Origin of the sequence: Burkholderia sp. MSMB1498 (assembly GCF_001526245.1) — a bacterium.
Taxonomy (GTDB): Bacteria; Pseudomonadota; Gammaproteobacteria; order Burkholderiales; family Burkholderiaceae; genus Burkholderia; species Burkholderia savannae.
The window spans coordinates 1-15,418 of sequence record NZ_LOYJ01000040.1; the positions used below are offsets into that span (position 1 = coordinate 1).

Consider the following 15,418-nt stretch of genomic DNA (forward strand, 5'->3'; position numbering starts at 1 on the left):
GAGCCGTATGCGGGGAAACTCGCACGTACGGTTCTTAGGGGGCGGCGGCGCAGCAATGCGTCGTCGCTACCCGACTATTTGGCATAACTGACCCCCATGTCCCCCACCCTCGCCCGTCCTGAAGATATTCACCCCGCGCTCTGGCGCGCGAGCCAACTGGCTCGCTCCAGCGTGCGCGGCGTCGACACGGGCCATCCGGAACTGACCGCCGAACTACCAGGCGGGGGCTGGCCGGCCGGCGCGCTGGTCGAGCTCCTGGCGCAGCAGCCCGGCATCGGCGAGCTTCGACTGCTGGCGCCCGTGCTCGCGCGCTCGGCAGGCCGACCGGTCGTGTTGATCCAGCCGCCGCACGCGCTGCAGCCCCTCGCGCTCTCGTATTGGGGTGTCGATCCGGCGCGCTTCGTCACACTGCCGGCGCCACGCACGGCTGACGCTCTGTGGGCCGCCGAACAGGTGCTGCGTGCCGGTACGTGCGCTGCGGTGCTGCTCTGGCAATCCAATGTGCGCACGGACGCGTTGCGACGGCTCAACCTGGCCGCCCAGAGCGGCTCCGCGTTGTTTTTCCTGTTCCGGCCGGCAGCCGCCGCGCGCGACGCGTCGCCCGCACCGCTGCGGCTTGCGCTGGCGCCGAAGCGAGACGGCGTCGCCGTGACGTTCGTGAAGCGTCGCGGGTCGGCCCGTGATACGCCGCTGTTCGTGCCCTTGTCCCCCTCGCCGATTTTGTTGAATCGCCATGGAAGTCTGGATCGGCGTGCATCTGCCGCACCTCAACCTCGAAACGTTCCGGCCACGCTTGTCGGCGCCGTCGCCTGACGATGCGCGCGGCCTCGTCGTGCTCGAGAACGGCCGTGTCGTGGCGCTCGATCGCGCTGCGCGCGCGCTCGGCGTCGTCGCCGGCATGCGCCGTGGGGGCGTACTGTCGCTCGCGTCCGATGCGCAGATCCGCGAGCGCGACGTCGCGCGTGAGCGCGAGCTCGTGCTCGGTGTTGCGTATGCGCTTCTACAGTTCACACCGAACGCGGTCGACGCCGGCGAGGCCGTTGTTCTGCTCGACGTGACAGCCAGTCTGCGCCTCTTCCACGGCATCCGCGCGCTGCGCCTGCGCGTGCGGGACGTCGTTGCATCGCTCGGCGTCTCCGCGTCCATCTCCGTCGCGTCGACTGGGCCGGCCGCGTGGATGGTCGCCCGCGGCTTGCGCGGAGGGCTTGCGCTGTCCACCCGGTCGTTGCGCCGTGCGCTCGCGCGCGTGTCGCTCGCCGTCGCCCCTGACGCCCGGCGCTACGCGACATGGTTCGACGAGCTCGGCTGCGAAACGCTCGCGGATCTGCAGCGCCTGCCGCGCGCCGGGCTCAAGAAGCGTTGTGGCACGCAGTTGCTCGACTGGCTCGACCAGGTCGCGGGCGCCGCGCCGGCCGTGTACGAGTGGCTCGACATGCCGCCGGCCTTCGACGTACGTGTCGAACTGATGGACCGCGTCGAGCACGCCGAGGCACTACTGTTCGTCGCCCGCCGGCTCATTCTGCAGATGACCGGCTGGCTTGCTGCGAAGCAACTCGACATCGCGGCGTTCGCGCTGCTGCTCGAGCACGAGCGCGGCCGCGACGCGATCGCGCCCACCGAAATCGAAATTGCGCTTGGTGCGCCGACGCGATTCGAAGAACACCTGACACGGCTCGTCAAGGAGCGTCTCGCACACGTCGAGCTCGTCGCACCCGTGATTGCGGTGCGACTTGACGCGCGTCGCGTGCAGGATGCGGCAGCGCCGAGCGATTCGCTGTTTCCGGAACCCGGCGGCACGCCGCAGGACCACGCGCGGCTGCTCGAGCTGCTGACCGCGCGTCTCGGTGCGGAGAACGTACTCGTCCCCGCTCCCATAGCCGACTACCGTCCGGAGCCGGCCGCCAGATGGGTGCCGCTGCGCGACGCGCCGAAGGCGTCGGCGCTGCCATCGGATCTGCCGCGGCCGGCGTGGCTGCTCGACAAGCCTGTCCCGCTGCTCACGCGCCAGCATCGACCGTTCTACGGCACAGCGCTGCGCATGGTGTCGCCAGGCGAGCGCATCGAAGGTGGCTGGCAGGACGGCCGAACCGTTACGCGCGACTACTTCGTCGCGGAGGACGACAACGGTGTCTGCTACTGGATCTACCAGGAACGACCGACCGCCAGCGACGACAGCGAGTCGCGCTATTTTCTGCACGGCCTGTTCGGTTGACCCACGATGCGCGCCGCGAGCTACGGCGCCCTGCCCGCCTATGCGGAACTGCAGGTCGCCAGTGATTTTTCGTTTTTGCACGGCGCATCGCGCGCCGAGGAATTCGTCGCGCGCGCGGCGCAGCTCGGCTACAGCGCGATCGCAATTACCGATGAATGCTCGCTCGCCGGCGTCGTGCGCGCGCATGTCGAAGCGAAGGCGGCCGGGCTGCCGTTGATCGTCGGCTCACACTTCCGGCTGACGGCCGCCGATGGTTCGCCGGCGATCGCGTTCACCGCACTCGCGATGAACCGCGACGGCTACGGCAACCTCTGCGAACTCGTCTCGCTCGGTCGCATGCGCAGCAAGAAAGGCACATACAGGCTGGCGCCGCTCGATCTCGAGCATCCGGAAGTCCCCTTCACACATCTGCGCGGCCTGCCCGACTGCATCACAATCCTCGTGCCCGAATTTCCGGCCAACGAACAGCGGCTCGATACCCAGGTCGAATGGATTTCACGCGTGTTCGGCGATCGCGCGTGGGTCGCGCTCACGCTGCACGCGCGCGCAATGGACGATATCCACCGTGGCGTGGTCGAACGCGTCGCGGCACGCCACGGCGTGCCCGTGGTGGCCACCAGCTGGCCGTTGATGCATGTCCGTTCGCGCAAGCCACTGCAGGACGTCCTGACGGCAATCCGGCTCGGCCGGCCCGTATCCGAATGCGGGTATGAGCTCGCGCCGAACGGCGAACGACATCTGCGGTCCCGCCTGCGCCTGGCGAACCTCTACCCGGCCGGCGCGCTCGAGGAGAGCGTGCGCGTTGCGCGGCGCTGCACGTTCTCGCTCGATGACCTGAAGTACGAGTATCCCGATGAAGTAGTGCCGGCTGGCCACACCGCGAAGACTTACCTGCGCGAACAGACCTACATCGGTGCGCGTCGGCGTTTCCCTGCCGGTATCCCGACCGAGGTGCAGGCGCAGATCGAGCACGAGCTGCAGCTGATCGCGGACCTGAACTACGAGGCGTATTTCCTGACCGTCTATGACATCGTCCAGTTCGCGCGCGGACAAGATATCTTATGCCAGGGCCGCGGTTCCGCGGCGAATTCGTCGGTCTGCTACTGCCTCGGTGTGACGGAAGTCGACCCATCGCGGCAATCGATGCTCTTCGAGCGGTTCATCAGTAAGGAGCGCAACGAACCACCGGACATCGACGTCGATTTCGAGCATCAACGTCGCGAAGAAGTGATGCAGTACATCTACCGAAAGTACGGGCGCACGCGCGCCGCACTGACGGCAGCCGTCACGACCTACCGGCCACGTAGCGCGCTGCGGGAAGCAGGCAAGGCACTCGGCGTCGATCTGGCGATCGTCGACCGGGTCGCCAAAAGTCACCACTGGTTTGACTCGCGGGCGGAGCTACTGCAGCGCTTCGCGGAGGCCGGTCTTGATCCCGAGGCACCGCTCAACCAGCAGTGGGCCGCGTTCGCCGCGCAGCTGCTCGGCTATCCTCGGCACTTGTCGCAGCACTCGGGCGGCTTCGTGATCTGCCGCGGCAAGCTCACACGTCTCGTGCCGGTCGAGAACGCCACGATAGAAGATCGAACGATCATCCAGTGGGACAAGGACGACATCGAAGCGCTCGGCATCTTGAAGATCGACGTGCTCGCGCTCGGCATGCTGTCTATGGTGCGCCGCGCGCTGGACATGATCTCGGAGAAGCGCGGCGAGACGTTCGAACTGCAGGATATCCCTGCCGAGGACGCGGCCACCTACTCCATGCTGTGCGACGGCGACAGCATGGGCGTGTTCCAGGTCGAATCGCGCGCGCAGATGTCGATGCTGCCGCGACTGCGACCGCGGTGCTTCTATGACCTGGTGATCGAGGTCGCGATCGTGCGGCCGGGTCCGGTTCAGGGCGGGATGGTGCATCCGTTCCTTCGCCGCCGGCAGGGACTGGAGCCCGTTACGTTCCCGTCCGAAGGCATGGAGAAGGCGCTGAAACGCACGCTTGGCGTACCGATCTTCCAGGAGCAGGTGATGCAGGTCGCGATGCTGGCGGCCGGCTTCTCTGCCGGCGAGGCTGACCAGCTGCGGCGTGCGATGGCGGCCTGGAAGCGCAAGGGCGGGCTTGAGCCGTACCACGACAGGCTCGTGAGCGGCATGCTCGCGCGCGGTTACGATCGCGAGTTCGCCGAATCCATCTTCGCGCAGATCAAGGGCTTCGGCGAGTACGGGTTTCCGGAGAGTCACGCGGCCAGCTTCGCGTTGCTCGTCTACTCGAGTGCGTGGCTGCGCCGGCACGAGCCGGCCGTGTTCCTGACGGCGCTGCTCAACAGCCAGCCGATGGGCTTCTACACGCCATCGCAGTTGCTGCAGGACGCGACGCGCCGCGGCGTCCAGGTACTGCCAGTCGACGTCACCCTGAGCACGTGGGATTCCGCGATCGACGGGCCGACGACGTCGGCGCCGGTGCGGCTGGGCTTCTCTCTATTGCGGGGCATGCGTGCGGAATCCGCCGAGCGCATCGAGCTCGCGCGCGCAGTGCGCCCTTTTGTCGACGTCGCGGATCTCGCGCTGCGTGCGCAGCTCGATCGGCACGATCTGCAGGTGCTGGCGCGTTCTAATGCGCTGCGAACGCTTGCCGGCGGCAACCGCCGCGCGGCGCTATGGCTGGCGGCCGCGGCGGTGCCCGATCGGGATCTGTTGCGTGGTACTGAGCGCGATGATGTTGCGCCGGCGCTGCCACTGGCATCTGAAGGGGCGGAGATCGTGTCCGACTACAGCGCGATGGGCTTTACGCTCGGCCGGCATCCGCTGGCGCTGCTACGCGAGCGCCTCAAGATGGACCACCTGCAGTCGGCCGCCCAGTTGGCGACACTGCACAACGGGCAGCTCGCGCGTGCGTGTGGGCTCGTCACGGTGCGGCAGCGTCCCGGCACGACGAACGGCGTGCTGTTCATGACGCTCGAGGACGAGACCGGCCACGTCAACGTGATCCTGTGGCCCGCCCTGCTGGAGAAGTTTCGGAAGGAGGCGCTCGGCGCATCACTGCTTGCCGTGTATGGCGTGTGGCAGGCAGAGGGCACGGTGCGGCATCTGATCGCGAGCAAGCTCGTCGACCGGACCGAACTGCTCGGGGCACTGCCGACAACTGCTCGGGAGTTTTGCTGATAGTTTCGGCACCGGCCGCTGCCCAATCGTGGGCAAGTGCAACGGGTCGTAGCACGTCGGACACGGAAACTTGACTTTCTGGATCGCTCAGTATGCTGGTCGATATCAATTCCCTAACCCCGACTGGAGAAACGATGTCGACATACCAAGCGCTGCTAGCACAACGAGCTATCCTCGAAACCGAACTCGAGACCGCCAAGGTTGAAGCGCGCGCAACCGCACTGGTGGAAGTGAAACGGCTGGTCGCAGAGTTCGATCTTTCCACGCGCGAGATTTTCGGTGTGAGCAAAGCGCAGAAGCGCCAGCCTGCACAAGCGCGATATCGAGACCCTGATACCGGTTCGACGTGGAGCGGTCGAGGTCGTCCACCGGAGTGGATCAGGGGGAAGGACCGTGCGCCATTCCAGATCGCAGTGCTGACGGTCCAGTCTTGAACTGCACCCAGACACTGAATATTTTCATTGTGCCTCATTCGCGGCGGGCATCTTCCTTTACGGCCCGCCCGCCTTCTGTTGGCAAGGGACGCGAATCGTAGATTCGCGTTATGCTTGGGGTGAGCACTATTCAGTATATAAGATCAAATGGACGAAACATCCCTTTGGCTGTCGGTACCGACAGAGGCTTTTCACCAGTGGCAGCGCAATGAAGCGGCCGGCGCCGATCGACGCGCATTCTCGCCGCGTTCGATCGTCCAGCATGAGGCCATGTTCGAGCTCTTCATGCGCCATCTTGCTGTCGCTCAGCGCACGCTGGCCACGTTCGGCCCAGACCACCTTGAATCGTTCTTTGCTGGTCTCGATCGACGGTGCAAACCCGGCACCACGACCCGCCTGCGGTACCAGAAACTCCTCGACCGGCTTGGCCGGCATCTCGTCGATGTCGGCGTGCGCAAGACCAATCCAGCGGCCGCCTATACGCTTACGCAGACGTGGCCTGAAGACGACCCCGCCCCGGTATACTTTCTCGAGGCCGACGATCACCGCCTGCAGGAATCGGTTGCCACGCTCGACGGGCTAGACGAACGCGCCACCCGCAATCGCGCGATCGTCGCTTTGTTGCTCTCCACCGGAATCACCGCGCAGGAAATCCGAAAGGCCGCCGCTGACGACCTCGACCTGTCATCGGCGCGGCCGCACATCCTGATTCCCAAACGTGGCCCACGCGAGGCGCGTCGAATCAACGTCGACGAGTTTGCCCGACCGGCGCTGACGCGCTGGAGGAACGACACGGCGACGTCGCCCAGCGCGCTGCTGTTCCCGTCGCCCCGCGCCGGCGGCCCGATGACGGACGAGATGCTCGGCCGGATCGTTCGCGATGAACTGCTGGCGCTCGACATACGCGTACCAGACATGAGCCCGCGCACCCTACGCAACACCTACGCCCGGCGCCAACTGCTCGCTGGCCGGAACAACGATGACGTCATGCACTCGCTGGGCCTCACCAGCCAACGGACCGTGATCCGCATTCGCGCGACACTCCATCCCTCGCCGCAAGGGCAAAACAGCGACGAGACTTGACTTCTCCGTCGCATCGATAGCCTGAAGAAGCCAGCACTGTTGCTGGCTTCTTTGCTATCGGAGAATTTATATGGATAACGTAACAAGCTATACCGACCTTCTCTACTTCGAGAACGGTGGTATCGCGGTTTGCCGATACAGGTTCCTCACTTGCCATCCCGAGTCGAGCCAGGTCATCGTTCAGATCGACAACCACAAGGGCCGAAAGGGCGTCCTGACAGAAGATCACCATACGCGTGACGCGATCCTCAATCGCCTCGCCGATCGCGAGCTCACGGGGATCCCGTTTGAAATGCTCTGCGTGGTCCTGAGTGAAGGTGGCGTACATCACGTCGTGTTCCCCGAGCCTGACCTCGAAGACTACATTCATCGAGGTTATCCACATCAGCAAACGCCAGAGCGTGCTGCACGGGGCCGTCATATCGAGAGAATCTCAATCGATTCACGACATCTCGTGGTCGGTAAAGCTCGCATCCATACTGCGCACGCCACGCCAACGCCACCGGACGAAGACCTTGCCTTGATTCTGAGCAACCAGTCCGGCGAGTAATAGGTTCGATTCCAGATAGGCGGAAACGGGCAATCGCGACCGTGCTGGACCAAACCCCACGGCCGCAGCACCCACTTTCCCGCACGTGGCTTGGATGCGACGAATAAGGCTAAAGATTCATCGGAAGACGCCGATACATACATATAGCCGCTGCGGTCTATGGAGCTTGACTGCATGGCGCCTCGGGAAACCCACATACCACCGCCGATGAATCGTGACGCCTGTCCGATTCGCTATGCTGTGGTAGTTCGGGGCCGTTGACCACAACGTGATGAATGAAAGGAAAACAGAATGGGAATGAAGATCGCCTGCGTCGTCCTTACGTTGATTGGTGTTGTGCTTTTCGTGTCTGGAACGATTTCGCACCTGGAATTTATCGGGAAGCTCGGCATGCCGCACGACATGCAGGTGGTGTCGGGCCTTACCCTTCTCGTTACCGGCTTGACTATCCACTTGCTATCAGGTGGACGCCTGTATCCATGACGACGGCACCCGATGCCGCACGCTCGGCAATCACCCCTGGGGCAATACTAGAAGCGGACGATCTGTTCACGTAAACGAGTGCCCCCTGCCCACGCAAAAAAGGGCCCCACTCTCTTGCGAGAGCAGGGCCGCTGGTCAGGGGATTAGATGCAGGGTTTGGGGTGCCCTGCGGGAAAAGTGTGGACTTGGCCATCCTTGCAGATGACCGCGTCCGTTTTCATAGGCGGCCGCCTATTCACGGCCTGCGAAGCCACCGCGTAGCGCAGGGCCGGCGCCGGCGGCTCCGAGCCACCGTGCATTGCAATCAACAGCATCACCAGGTTCGTCATCCCGTTCATCCAACGTTCCTCCGTCGACGATTCAGGACGCGACGATAGCCGTAGCCGCCACCGTCACCCAGCGCCCATCAACTAGCACGTCGCGCAGCCGCGAGCCGTTCAGCTCGTAGACGTGCTCCGTACCCATGCGGATGGGCTTCGGGCGAACCGAAACCGTCAGGCTTCGATGCAGAGCAGCAGAATTGGACTTCAGTTTCATTGCGTTCCTCGAAAAGAAAAAAGGCGAGGAACGCCCCTGTGGGGAACGGTCCCCGCCAGGGTGAAAAATGTGTGCTGCACTACCTCGCGAGTGCGGCTACATCGATGACCGCATCGGCCTCCGCGATCAGGTCGGGCGTTTGCGAGATGTAAAACTCTCGCGTGTACCCGCCCAAACGCAGAACCTCTCGCTTCATACGCATGAACTGCACCTTGCGATCGGGATCTAGCGGTCCATCCGACTCGTCGCTGAAGAGCGACTCGTACGGTTGTCCCGCGTTACCCGCGTTGTACAGGGCGACACCGCGTGTCAGGCATTCGTTGATCCACACCTTCTGACCACCGGACATCACGCCGACCGCCTTGCTGCTGTCGCTATCGGCGTCGTGCACGAGGATCTCAAAACCCTCGCGCGTTTCACCGTTGGCCAACGTGCGCTGCGTCTGGATCTCGACCGTGAACCGCGGGCCGTAGCACGCAAGCAGCAGGTCGTTCACCGTCTGCGTCAGCGCCGGGCCCGCGTCGTCGATCGTCAGCGCGATCACGCCGTCATTGCCCAGCCCTTTCGCCAACAGCTTCCACTTCGCGATCTCGTCCGAGATCCGTTCAGCGAGTGCCTGCGTTCCGGTGAAGCCGTCCAGCTCGCGTTCGAGTGCCGCAAGCGTCGCTTCGCCGGTGGCCTGGCTCCGAATCAAAGCTTCGATCGTTGCATCCTGCCCAGTGCAGATCTCGCGTTGATCGGCCAACAACCGGTCGACGTCGGAAATCGCTTGCGCCACATCAACCGCAGCCAGGCGCGAAACCTCCGCTTCAACCTCCCGCAACAAGCTTTTGAGCCTCGCCGCCTCCGTCTCCCGACGCTTCGACGCCTCGCCTCGCTCAACATCGAGCGATTCGAGTTCCGCCTGGCCCTGTTGCACCCCGGTTTGAGCTGCATCGAGCAACGGTTTTCGGGCAGCAAGTTCGATTGCACGTTGAAGTGCCTGCCGGGCCGCCGCAATTTCCGCATTGACGCACTGCAGTTCTGCACGCTTCGCAGACAACGCCTCGACAGCCGGCGCGAGTTGATCCAGTTCCGCCTTGTGGCCGCGGTACCGGGTCCGAAGTTCATTCAACGAGATGGTCTGGACATCCACTTGTTGGGCTGCGCTTCTCGCTTGCGCGAGCAACGGGCACGACGCGTGAATATCCATCCCTGCACACGGCACCGATCCGATGACCGCCGATTGCTCGGTCAGCGTCTTGATCAGGTCGGCCTTGGTCGTCCCCTCCGATTGCAGGCTGGAGAGCGTCGATCCGACCGTCACTGCCCGTAGTCGCTTCGCGTCAAGCTCGTCGATCGCGCGCTGCAAAGGTTCGATCTGTGCTTCGGCCTTACTGAGCCGAAGCTGTGCATCGTCGCGATCCGCCGCGGCGCCAAGAATGGACTCACGCTGCCGAACAACTGCTGCATGGCCGGCTATCGTGTTACGAATCGTCGTCGCACGCTGCAAAAGCCGCTTCTGCTCCGCTTGCCCATCCCGCTCCAACACATCAAGCGATGTCTGCAGCTCGGTGCGACGCGTGCCCAGTTCCCCGAGCCGCACCGCAACACCCGCGTTTTCGCGTTGCTTGGCTGCCAGCACGGCGTGCTGTTGAGTTAGCGCAGCGATCTCGACCTGGGCCGCAGTGCGCTTTTCGCGTGCGGTTCCGATCCCCGAAACGTCCGTTGCGATCGCATTGCGCATTTGATCGGCGCGCTCACGCTTTCCAGAAAATGCGGTGAGATCCTGCTGCACCACACCGAGTTGCCGGGCCAGCACCTTTGCGACGTCTGCCGCTTTCGTCGACAACGCGCGGAGGTGATCAATTTTCAGCAGTTCAGCGAGTAACGCCTTGATCTCGCTCGCTCCGTACGACGCGAGCGGCCGGCGGTTTTGCGCCGAGAACACGCTCGTGAAGAACGACTCGAGCGAACCGCAGATCGCGTCAACACATCGATCGTAGGTTTCGCCCTTGCCATCCGACACGGTGCCATCTGGCAGCGATACCGGCCGCCATTCCCCGTCTGTCGAGCGATAGAACAGGAAGTAGTCCGCCTTGCCAGTCTTGCCGGGTTTCCGAAATGCGAAGGTCGACCGATAGCGCAAGCCATCATGCTCCCAATCGAATTCCTTGCGCGCCTGCGCCCCGCAGACGTGATCCCAGTACGAGAACGCATCGACCGAGAGCTTCGTCGCGCGCGACGGCATGATCCGGTACGGATGGAGGTTGTCCATGATCGTCGTCTTGCCGGCGCCGTTCTGGCCCGTCAACGCAATCAATCCGTTGGGCAATGACTCCAGGTCGAGTTCGACGCTGTCGCGCCTCATCCCGTCCCGCACGCCATAGAACCCTTCGAGCAACAGTTTCAGTGGTCGCATGACTGGATCTCCGCGAGCGTGATGGGCTGCAGATAGTCGTCCGGCAGGAACGGCACATCATCGTCGTCGATCGTAAGCGTCGGCTCGGGCCGGGAAGCCGGCTTGCCCAACGTGCCATCGACGGCAGCCTGCACCGTCCCACAGAGGCGACGGAACGCGTCCGACGTCTGCTTGAGCATCGAGTCCCAATCGGGACAACCCGTGAGGATTTGCAGCTCGCGGCCGGACCACTGACCCGAGTAGCCCGAGTCGAACGACCAGAGCAGGTTCTGCAGCTCGACGCCTGGCGTGACCACGATCTCAGCCTGGTCGGCTTCGATCACATGGGTCAGGACGAACAGGCCATCGCGTTGCGCGATGACGGCGCCGCGCTGAGCACCGAACGGTTGATGAAAGAGGGCTGTAGTGCACCCGCCGTGGTCGACGAGGCGCCTCTGCAACGACTTGGCGTCGGTGGACGCGGTATAGGATTGCGCCCAACGGACGCCAGCAGGATAGAGACCAAACATGAGCACACTCAAGAATTGAGACGGAGTGCGCCCCTGGCGGGGAACACATCCCGTCAGGGTAGAAAGAAAATGGATGCAGCGATGCTGCGTTCGATGCGCCAACGGGCGCGGGGGGAACCTTGTTTCGATAACCACGCGGGCTATCGGAACACGGCTGTGTTCGAATGGACGGAAACGCTTCGTCGTTGAGCGGCATTACGCCGCGAACAGATCGTCGGTAAGCCAGGACAGCTCGCCAGCGCCCAATGAAGCATCAGGACCTGTGATCACCGATATGGCAGGCGACTGCACCGATGCGATTTCAAGCGCACCAGTCCGCTCATCTGCCGGTTCTTCGGCAACAGCGAGACGCGTGAGGATCGCTTGCGCGACCGATTCCGGGTCGCCGGACTCGAGCAGTTGGAGCCGATCCACTAAGGGAGCAGCATCGACGTTCGCCAACTCACACCAGCGGGTCACCTTCGCATCGATAGTCGGTGCCGTGCTGATCCCTTCCGCGCGGCTGCGCATGACGGGAAGCACACGCGGCTCCAGCTTCACGCCAGCGGCCGTCGAGAACATCGCTTCGATCGCCTTACGGTCGACCAGTTGCTTATGCTCTTCGTCGATCTGCCAGCGGATACGCACGAACTTTCCGGCCGATGCCGCCGCGAGTACCGCGAGCTCGTCCGCGTCCGGTGGACCATCGAAGCTGATGGAGACCATTTCGCGAGACGGTGTTGGGATCAACGTGGCATGTGCTTCGGAAGCCGACACGTCCCACGTCAGATAACCCTTGTCGCCGAGCTCGCCGTAATGAAACCGTCCGACCGATCCGGGATAGCCTACGACGCGCCCCTCGCGCTCCCACGTCTGATACTTGTGGATGTGTCCGAGCATGAACGCAGAGCACTCCGCGCCAAACAGTGCACCGAGGCTGAACTCGTGATCGAACCCCGCCATCGTGACACCGTGCTCGGTCTCGCACCCGTTGACCGTCCCGTGCGACACACCGACGGTCGGCACACCAGCGGCCCGCGCGCGGGCATTGAACCGGCCAGCTGCAGAAAGAAAGGTCGCCAGCGAGTCACCGAGATCTGTCGACGCCGCCAACGCGCCAACGCGCAGGGCCAGATCCGCCTTGTTCATGGTCGGCAGGCACGTGAAAATCACGTCGGCACCGCTGTCGATCGCGTCACGAAGCTCGTCATCGTTGAACACCGGTCCTTGTGAGAACCAGAATTCACCGTCGACGAGTGCCACGTGGCAAGGCCGGTCCGCGATTGCCACCGGATAGCGCGCCCCCATCAACGAGAAGTTGGTCAGCGTACCAGGCGGCTCATGCGAAAACGTGCCTTGAAGCATGAGAACCGGCATCGCTTCTGCAAGCCGGTGCACTTGCTTCGCGAGCGCATGGAGCGCCGGCGAATGCGCGTCGAGTCGATGATCGGTCGAATCGCCACTGATCACCGCCACGTCAGCCTGGCGCGCAATAGCGTCACCTACCGCGTGCGAGAAGCACCTGTCCGCCTCGTCGAGCTTTCCCGGCGAGTAATGCAGGTCAGAAAAATGCGCGATCTCCATCAACGCCTCCAGAAAAAGAAATGGCCGCCCGCAGGCAGCCAGAGATAGGTCTACGCCGACATCCGACGCAAGAAGGAAAGTTACGACCGAGAAAGCGCGTCCCGCACGTGCATGAGCGCCTTGCCGAGCAGGTTCAACCCCTGCCAGGCGGACGGATCAGCGATGCGGCGGTCGAGTTCGCCGAGCCCGACGCCCCAGATCCGGTCATACGGGCTCGCCTCGACCAAGACTGACATTCCGGTTGCGCACAGTGCCGACGCGAAGTCCTCGTTCTGTCGAAACTTCTCGCGACAGCCGACAAACATGATGGACTCGCGAACCTGCACCCAACGTGCATCGTCGAAGCCATTCACCGAACGACCGAGGCGCTTCTGCTCCCGCGGTGACGTCGATGCAAGAATCGCTGCGGCAGTTGCGTGATCGTCAAACAGCAACGCCTTCGCGTACATCACGAACTGCTCGCCGCAGTTGAACGTCACTTCGTGATACGTGAAGCGGCAAGGGGGCCAATTGCTGAACACGTCGGCGGCGCCGAAAAACGCCGTGATGTTGCCGATCCGGCGCATAGGGTCCTCCAAAAGGGGATGGGGCAAGAGATGGCCGCTTACGCGGACAATTTCGATGCGTGAGTCACGCGGCCGAAAGCACTTGAGCAAATCGCTTTGCTGAAGGACTCTCTGAAACGCGGTATCAGAAAAAAGCGCCGACCCCGAAGGGTCGGCAAAATGGGGAAGTTGTTACGAGTTGCGGTGAGCCTCGAGCGCCTCGCCGATCTCGCGATCGAGCGTACTCGTATCCTCGAGTGCGTTCGTCAGCCGCACGATCATCTTGTCGACGTCTGCGGCCCGCTCGATCCAGCCACGACCGAACTGAAAGTGTCCATAGATGCGGAAGGCTCGGCGCCGCTCTTCGTCACCGAAGCGAAGGCGCTGCAGCAGGTCCTGCATGCGGTGGCGCTTCTCCTCCATCGACTCGGGCGGGCGGTCACCGACTTTCACTTGATCAGCATCCACGGCGGCGTCTTCACCTTCTGTCGGATGAAGCTGAATCACGGTGCCGCCAGCGTCGGGCTGTGCGACCGATGCCGCACCTTCGATCGCCAACGGTGCCTCCTCCGCACCGTCAAGCAACGCACCTATGTCGATATCCGCATCAAGCACAGTCAGCATCTGAGGTTGACGCACCGCTTCGCCCGCCTCATTGATCCGCGTGATCTCGAATTCCCGCTTCGAGATCCAGAACCGGGTACCGGTCAGTTTGCCGCGCGCCAGCTGGACCGTCTTCATCGCCGCGTACGCTTTTTGCAGCACGTAGATCGAGTTCGTCGGGAGTTCGATCAGGCCCAGTCCCTTGATGTCGGGAATGGCGAAGACGAAGTGTGCGCCGAGGTTGCACTGCCTGCCTTGGTATTGCGGGCATTGCTCGGGGTTGCAGATACCATCGGGGATCGGGCCGTCCTGACGGAAGATCACGTCGCGGCCGCCGAAATGCCGAACCGCGCGTTGTGCACGCGGATCGCGTTCGACCTTTGCGTAGGTCTTGCAGTATCGAAGGCCGTCGAGTCCGTACTGCGAGAAGTACTTGCGACCGCTCGATCCCCACGCCGCCATTTCGTTGGGGATGTTCTGCATCCAATCGTTGAAAGCGAACAACACCGGGAAGCGGTATAGTCTGACACCCTGCCCGCGGTCCTCGCCGTACAGCCTGAGAATCTCGTCGGCGACTTCCGGGTTGTTGAAATCCGAACGCCGGCAGGTGAAGTAATCGGTGTTTCGTGGTGCCAACGAATGCTTGAGCCGGCAACGCGACTCGATCGCCTTGCCGATCGTCTCGAATGAGTCGCCGGCGGCAACCATCGATTCATACAGCGCAACCGCGTCCGGATTACTTCGAGCACTCGACGTTAACACTTTGATACCGGGCCTAATTTTCCCGATCACAGGCGGACGCATGGCCCGCTCTTCGACAACACTTCGTACCGTGCCGCCGACCATACTGACTACTGCATTCATGAATTCCTCCTCGCAAGTTTGATGATCACCTGTGCGCGCAACGCATCCACCGACTGCTCGAGTGCGTGCGCGGCCGCCTCTCCGCGGCGATGGGCGATACTGGACAGAAAAATCCGGCGGTCGGAGTCGGTGAACATCGCGACTTGTGCCACCTCACAACGCGCCCGCCATGCGGGTGACGTCGTGTCGGTGGCCGACCTTTCTTCGGCGATCGTCTGGCTGATCACGTCGGCGATTCGGGAATCGAGACGATTGGGAAGCACACCTACCTCCAGGACAAAAAAGGACGAAAAAAAGCGCATTCCTCGGCAGAGGAACGCGCTTTGTGGATTCGGTGAAATGACCCAAGCACCACGTCCCTTCCGGGGACGTGGTGCTCAGGGAGCCGTTCGGCTCAAATAGAGGACGTTAGGTCGTCCTCGCACAGCATGGTCACGCTGCGCTACAGCCCATTTTCGGAAGTGCCATTCCGCCGCAG

At 63.1% G+C, this 15,418-nt stretch carries 14 protein-coding genes; 7 read left to right on the forward strand and 7 right to left on the reverse strand.

What is annotated here, in order from left to right; translation table 11 throughout:
- Positions 1-96 precede the first annotated feature (96 nt).
- From imuA to WS91_RS07800, 7 genes are all read left to right on the forward strand, one after another.
- Entirely contained in the window at positions 97-813 is a 717-nt protein-coding gene (gene imuA, locus WS91_RS07775; protein WP_059670048.1) for a translesion DNA synthesis-associated protein ImuA, read from the forward strand.
- The gene (locus WS91_RS07780; RefSeq protein ID WP_059670049.1) at positions 734-2,212 is read left to right on the forward strand and encodes a Y-family DNA polymerase; all 1,479 of its coding nucleotides are present in this window, start codon (positions 734-736) and stop codon (positions 2,210-2,212) included. Before imuA ends, WS91_RS07780 begins: the two co-directional genes overlap by 80 nt.
- Before the next feature lie 6 nt (positions 2,213-2,218).
- Positions 2,219-5,368, forward strand: a complete 3,150-nt coding sequence (locus tag WS91_RS07785) for an error-prone DNA polymerase (protein WP_059670050.1) — start codon at positions 2,219-2,221, stop codon at positions 5,366-5,368.
- Between the two features lie 92 nt (positions 5,369-5,460).
- Positions 5,461-5,802 (forward strand): H-NS histone family protein, encoded by a 342-nt coding sequence (locus tag WS91_RS32515; protein ID WP_231751998.1) that lies wholly within the window; start codon positions 5,461-5,463, stop codon positions 5,800-5,802.
- Positions 5,803-5,949: 147 nt separating this feature from the next.
- Complete coding sequence (locus WS91_RS07790) at positions 5,950-6,885, forward strand: tyrosine-type recombinase/integrase (RefSeq protein ID WP_059670051.1); 936 nt, start codon at positions 5,950-5,952, stop codon at positions 6,883-6,885.
- Between the two features lie 70 nt (positions 6,886-6,955).
- Positions 6,956-7,435, forward strand: coding sequence for a hypothetical protein (locus WS91_RS07795; RefSeq protein ID WP_059670052.1), 480 nt, complete (start codon positions 6,956-6,958; stop codon positions 7,433-7,435).
- A gap of 291 nt (positions 7,436-7,726) precedes the next feature.
- Positions 7,727-7,918: a hypothetical protein gene (locus WS91_RS07800; protein ID WP_156432326.1), complete on the forward strand. Its 192-nt coding sequence runs from the start codon at positions 7,727-7,729 to the stop codon at positions 7,916-7,918.
- Between the two features lie 360 nt (positions 7,919-8,278).
- Here WS91_RS07800 and WS91_RS36715 read toward each other — a convergent pair whose 3' ends face one another.
- From WS91_RS36715 to WS91_RS07835, 7 genes are all read right to left on the reverse strand, one after another.
- Positions 8,279-8,455 carry a hypothetical protein gene (locus WS91_RS36715; protein ID WP_197422222.1) on the reverse strand — a complete coding sequence of 59 codons (177 nt, stop codon included), beginning with the start codon at positions 8,453-8,455 and terminating at the stop codon, positions 8,279-8,281.
- 79 nt (positions 8,456-8,534) lie between these two features.
- Complete coding sequence (locus tag WS91_RS07810; protein ID WP_059670055.1) at positions 8,535-10,856, reverse strand: hypothetical protein; 2,322 nt, start codon at positions 10,854-10,856, stop codon at positions 8,535-8,537.
- On the reverse strand, positions 10,844-11,365 hold the full coding sequence (locus tag WS91_RS07815; RefSeq protein WP_059670056.1) for a hypothetical protein: 522 nt from the start codon (positions 11,363-11,365) through the stop codon (positions 10,844-10,846). The genes WS91_RS07810 and WS91_RS07815 overlap by 13 nt, the downstream gene beginning before the upstream one ends.
- A gap of 195 nt (positions 11,366-11,560) precedes the next feature.
- Entirely contained in the window at positions 11,561-12,928 is a 1,368-nt protein-coding gene (locus WS91_RS07820) for a metallophosphoesterase family protein (protein WP_059670057.1), read from the reverse strand.
- A gap of 80 nt (positions 12,929-13,008) precedes the next feature.
- Positions 13,009-13,494 (reverse strand): NADAR family protein, encoded by a 486-nt coding sequence (locus WS91_RS07825; RefSeq protein WP_059670058.1) that lies wholly within the window; start codon positions 13,492-13,494, stop codon positions 13,009-13,011.
- Positions 13,495-13,665: 171 nt separating this feature from the next.
- Complete coding sequence (locus tag WS91_RS07830) at positions 13,666-14,940, reverse strand: recombination directionality factor (protein WP_059670059.1); 1,275 nt, start codon at positions 14,938-14,940, stop codon at positions 13,666-13,668.
- A complete protein-coding gene (locus WS91_RS07835; RefSeq protein ID WP_059670077.1) occupies positions 14,937-15,203 on the reverse strand; it encodes a DUF7696 family protein in 267 nt (88 codons plus the stop codon). The genes WS91_RS07830 and WS91_RS07835 overlap by 4 nt, the downstream gene beginning before the upstream one ends.
- Between the last annotated feature and the right edge of the window lie 215 nt (positions 15,204-15,418).

What these genes read in the sequence shown, in the direction of transcription:
- WS91_RS07820 (WP_059670057.1), bottom strand. Translation starts at nt 12,928, where the DNA reads ATGGAGATCGCGCATTTTTCTGACCTGCATTACTCGCCGGGAAAGCTC.
- WS91_RS36715 (WP_197422222.1), bottom strand. Translation starts at nt 8,455, where the DNA reads ATGAAACTGAAGTCCAATTCTGCTGCTCTGCATCGAAGCCTGACGGTT.
- WS91_RS07800 (WP_156432326.1), top strand. Translation starts at nt 7,727, where the DNA reads ATGGGAATGAAGATCGCCTGCGTCGTCCTTACGTTGATTGGTGTTGTG.
- WS91_RS07795 (WP_059670052.1), top strand. Translation starts at nt 6,956, where the DNA reads ATGGATAACGTAACAAGCTATACCGACCTTCTCTACTTCGAGAACGGT.
- WS91_RS07780 (WP_059670049.1), top strand. Translation starts at nt 734, where the DNA reads ATGGAAGTCTGGATCGGCGTGCATCTGCCGCACCTCAACCTCGAAACG.
- WS91_RS07815 (WP_059670056.1), bottom strand. Translation starts at nt 11,365, where the DNA reads ATGTTTGGTCTCTATCCTGCTGGCGTCCGTTGGGCGCAATCCTATACC.
- WS91_RS07810 (WP_059670055.1), bottom strand. Translation starts at nt 10,856, where the DNA reads ATGCGACCACTGAAACTGTTGCTCGAAGGGTTCTATGGCGTGCGGGAC.
- imuA (WP_059670048.1), top strand. Translation starts at nt 97, where the DNA reads ATGTCCCCCACCCTCGCCCGTCCTGAAGATATTCACCCCGCGCTCTGG.
- WS91_RS07830 (WP_059670059.1), bottom strand. Translation starts at nt 14,940, where the DNA reads ATGAATGCAGTAGTCAGTATGGTCGGCGGCACGGTACGAAGTGTTGTC.
- WS91_RS07825 (WP_059670058.1), bottom strand. Translation starts at nt 13,494, where the DNA reads ATGCGCCGGATCGGCAACATCACGGCGTTTTTCGGCGCCGCCGACGTG.
- WS91_RS07785 (WP_059670050.1), top strand. Translation starts at nt 2,219, where the DNA reads ATGCGCGCCGCGAGCTACGGCGCCCTGCCCGCCTATGCGGAACTGCAG.
- WS91_RS07790 (WP_059670051.1), top strand. Translation starts at nt 5,950, where the DNA reads ATGGACGAAACATCCCTTTGGCTGTCGGTACCGACAGAGGCTTTTCAC.
- WS91_RS32515 (WP_231751998.1), top strand. Translation starts at nt 5,461, where the DNA reads ATGCTGGTCGATATCAATTCCCTAACCCCGACTGGAGAAACGATGTCG.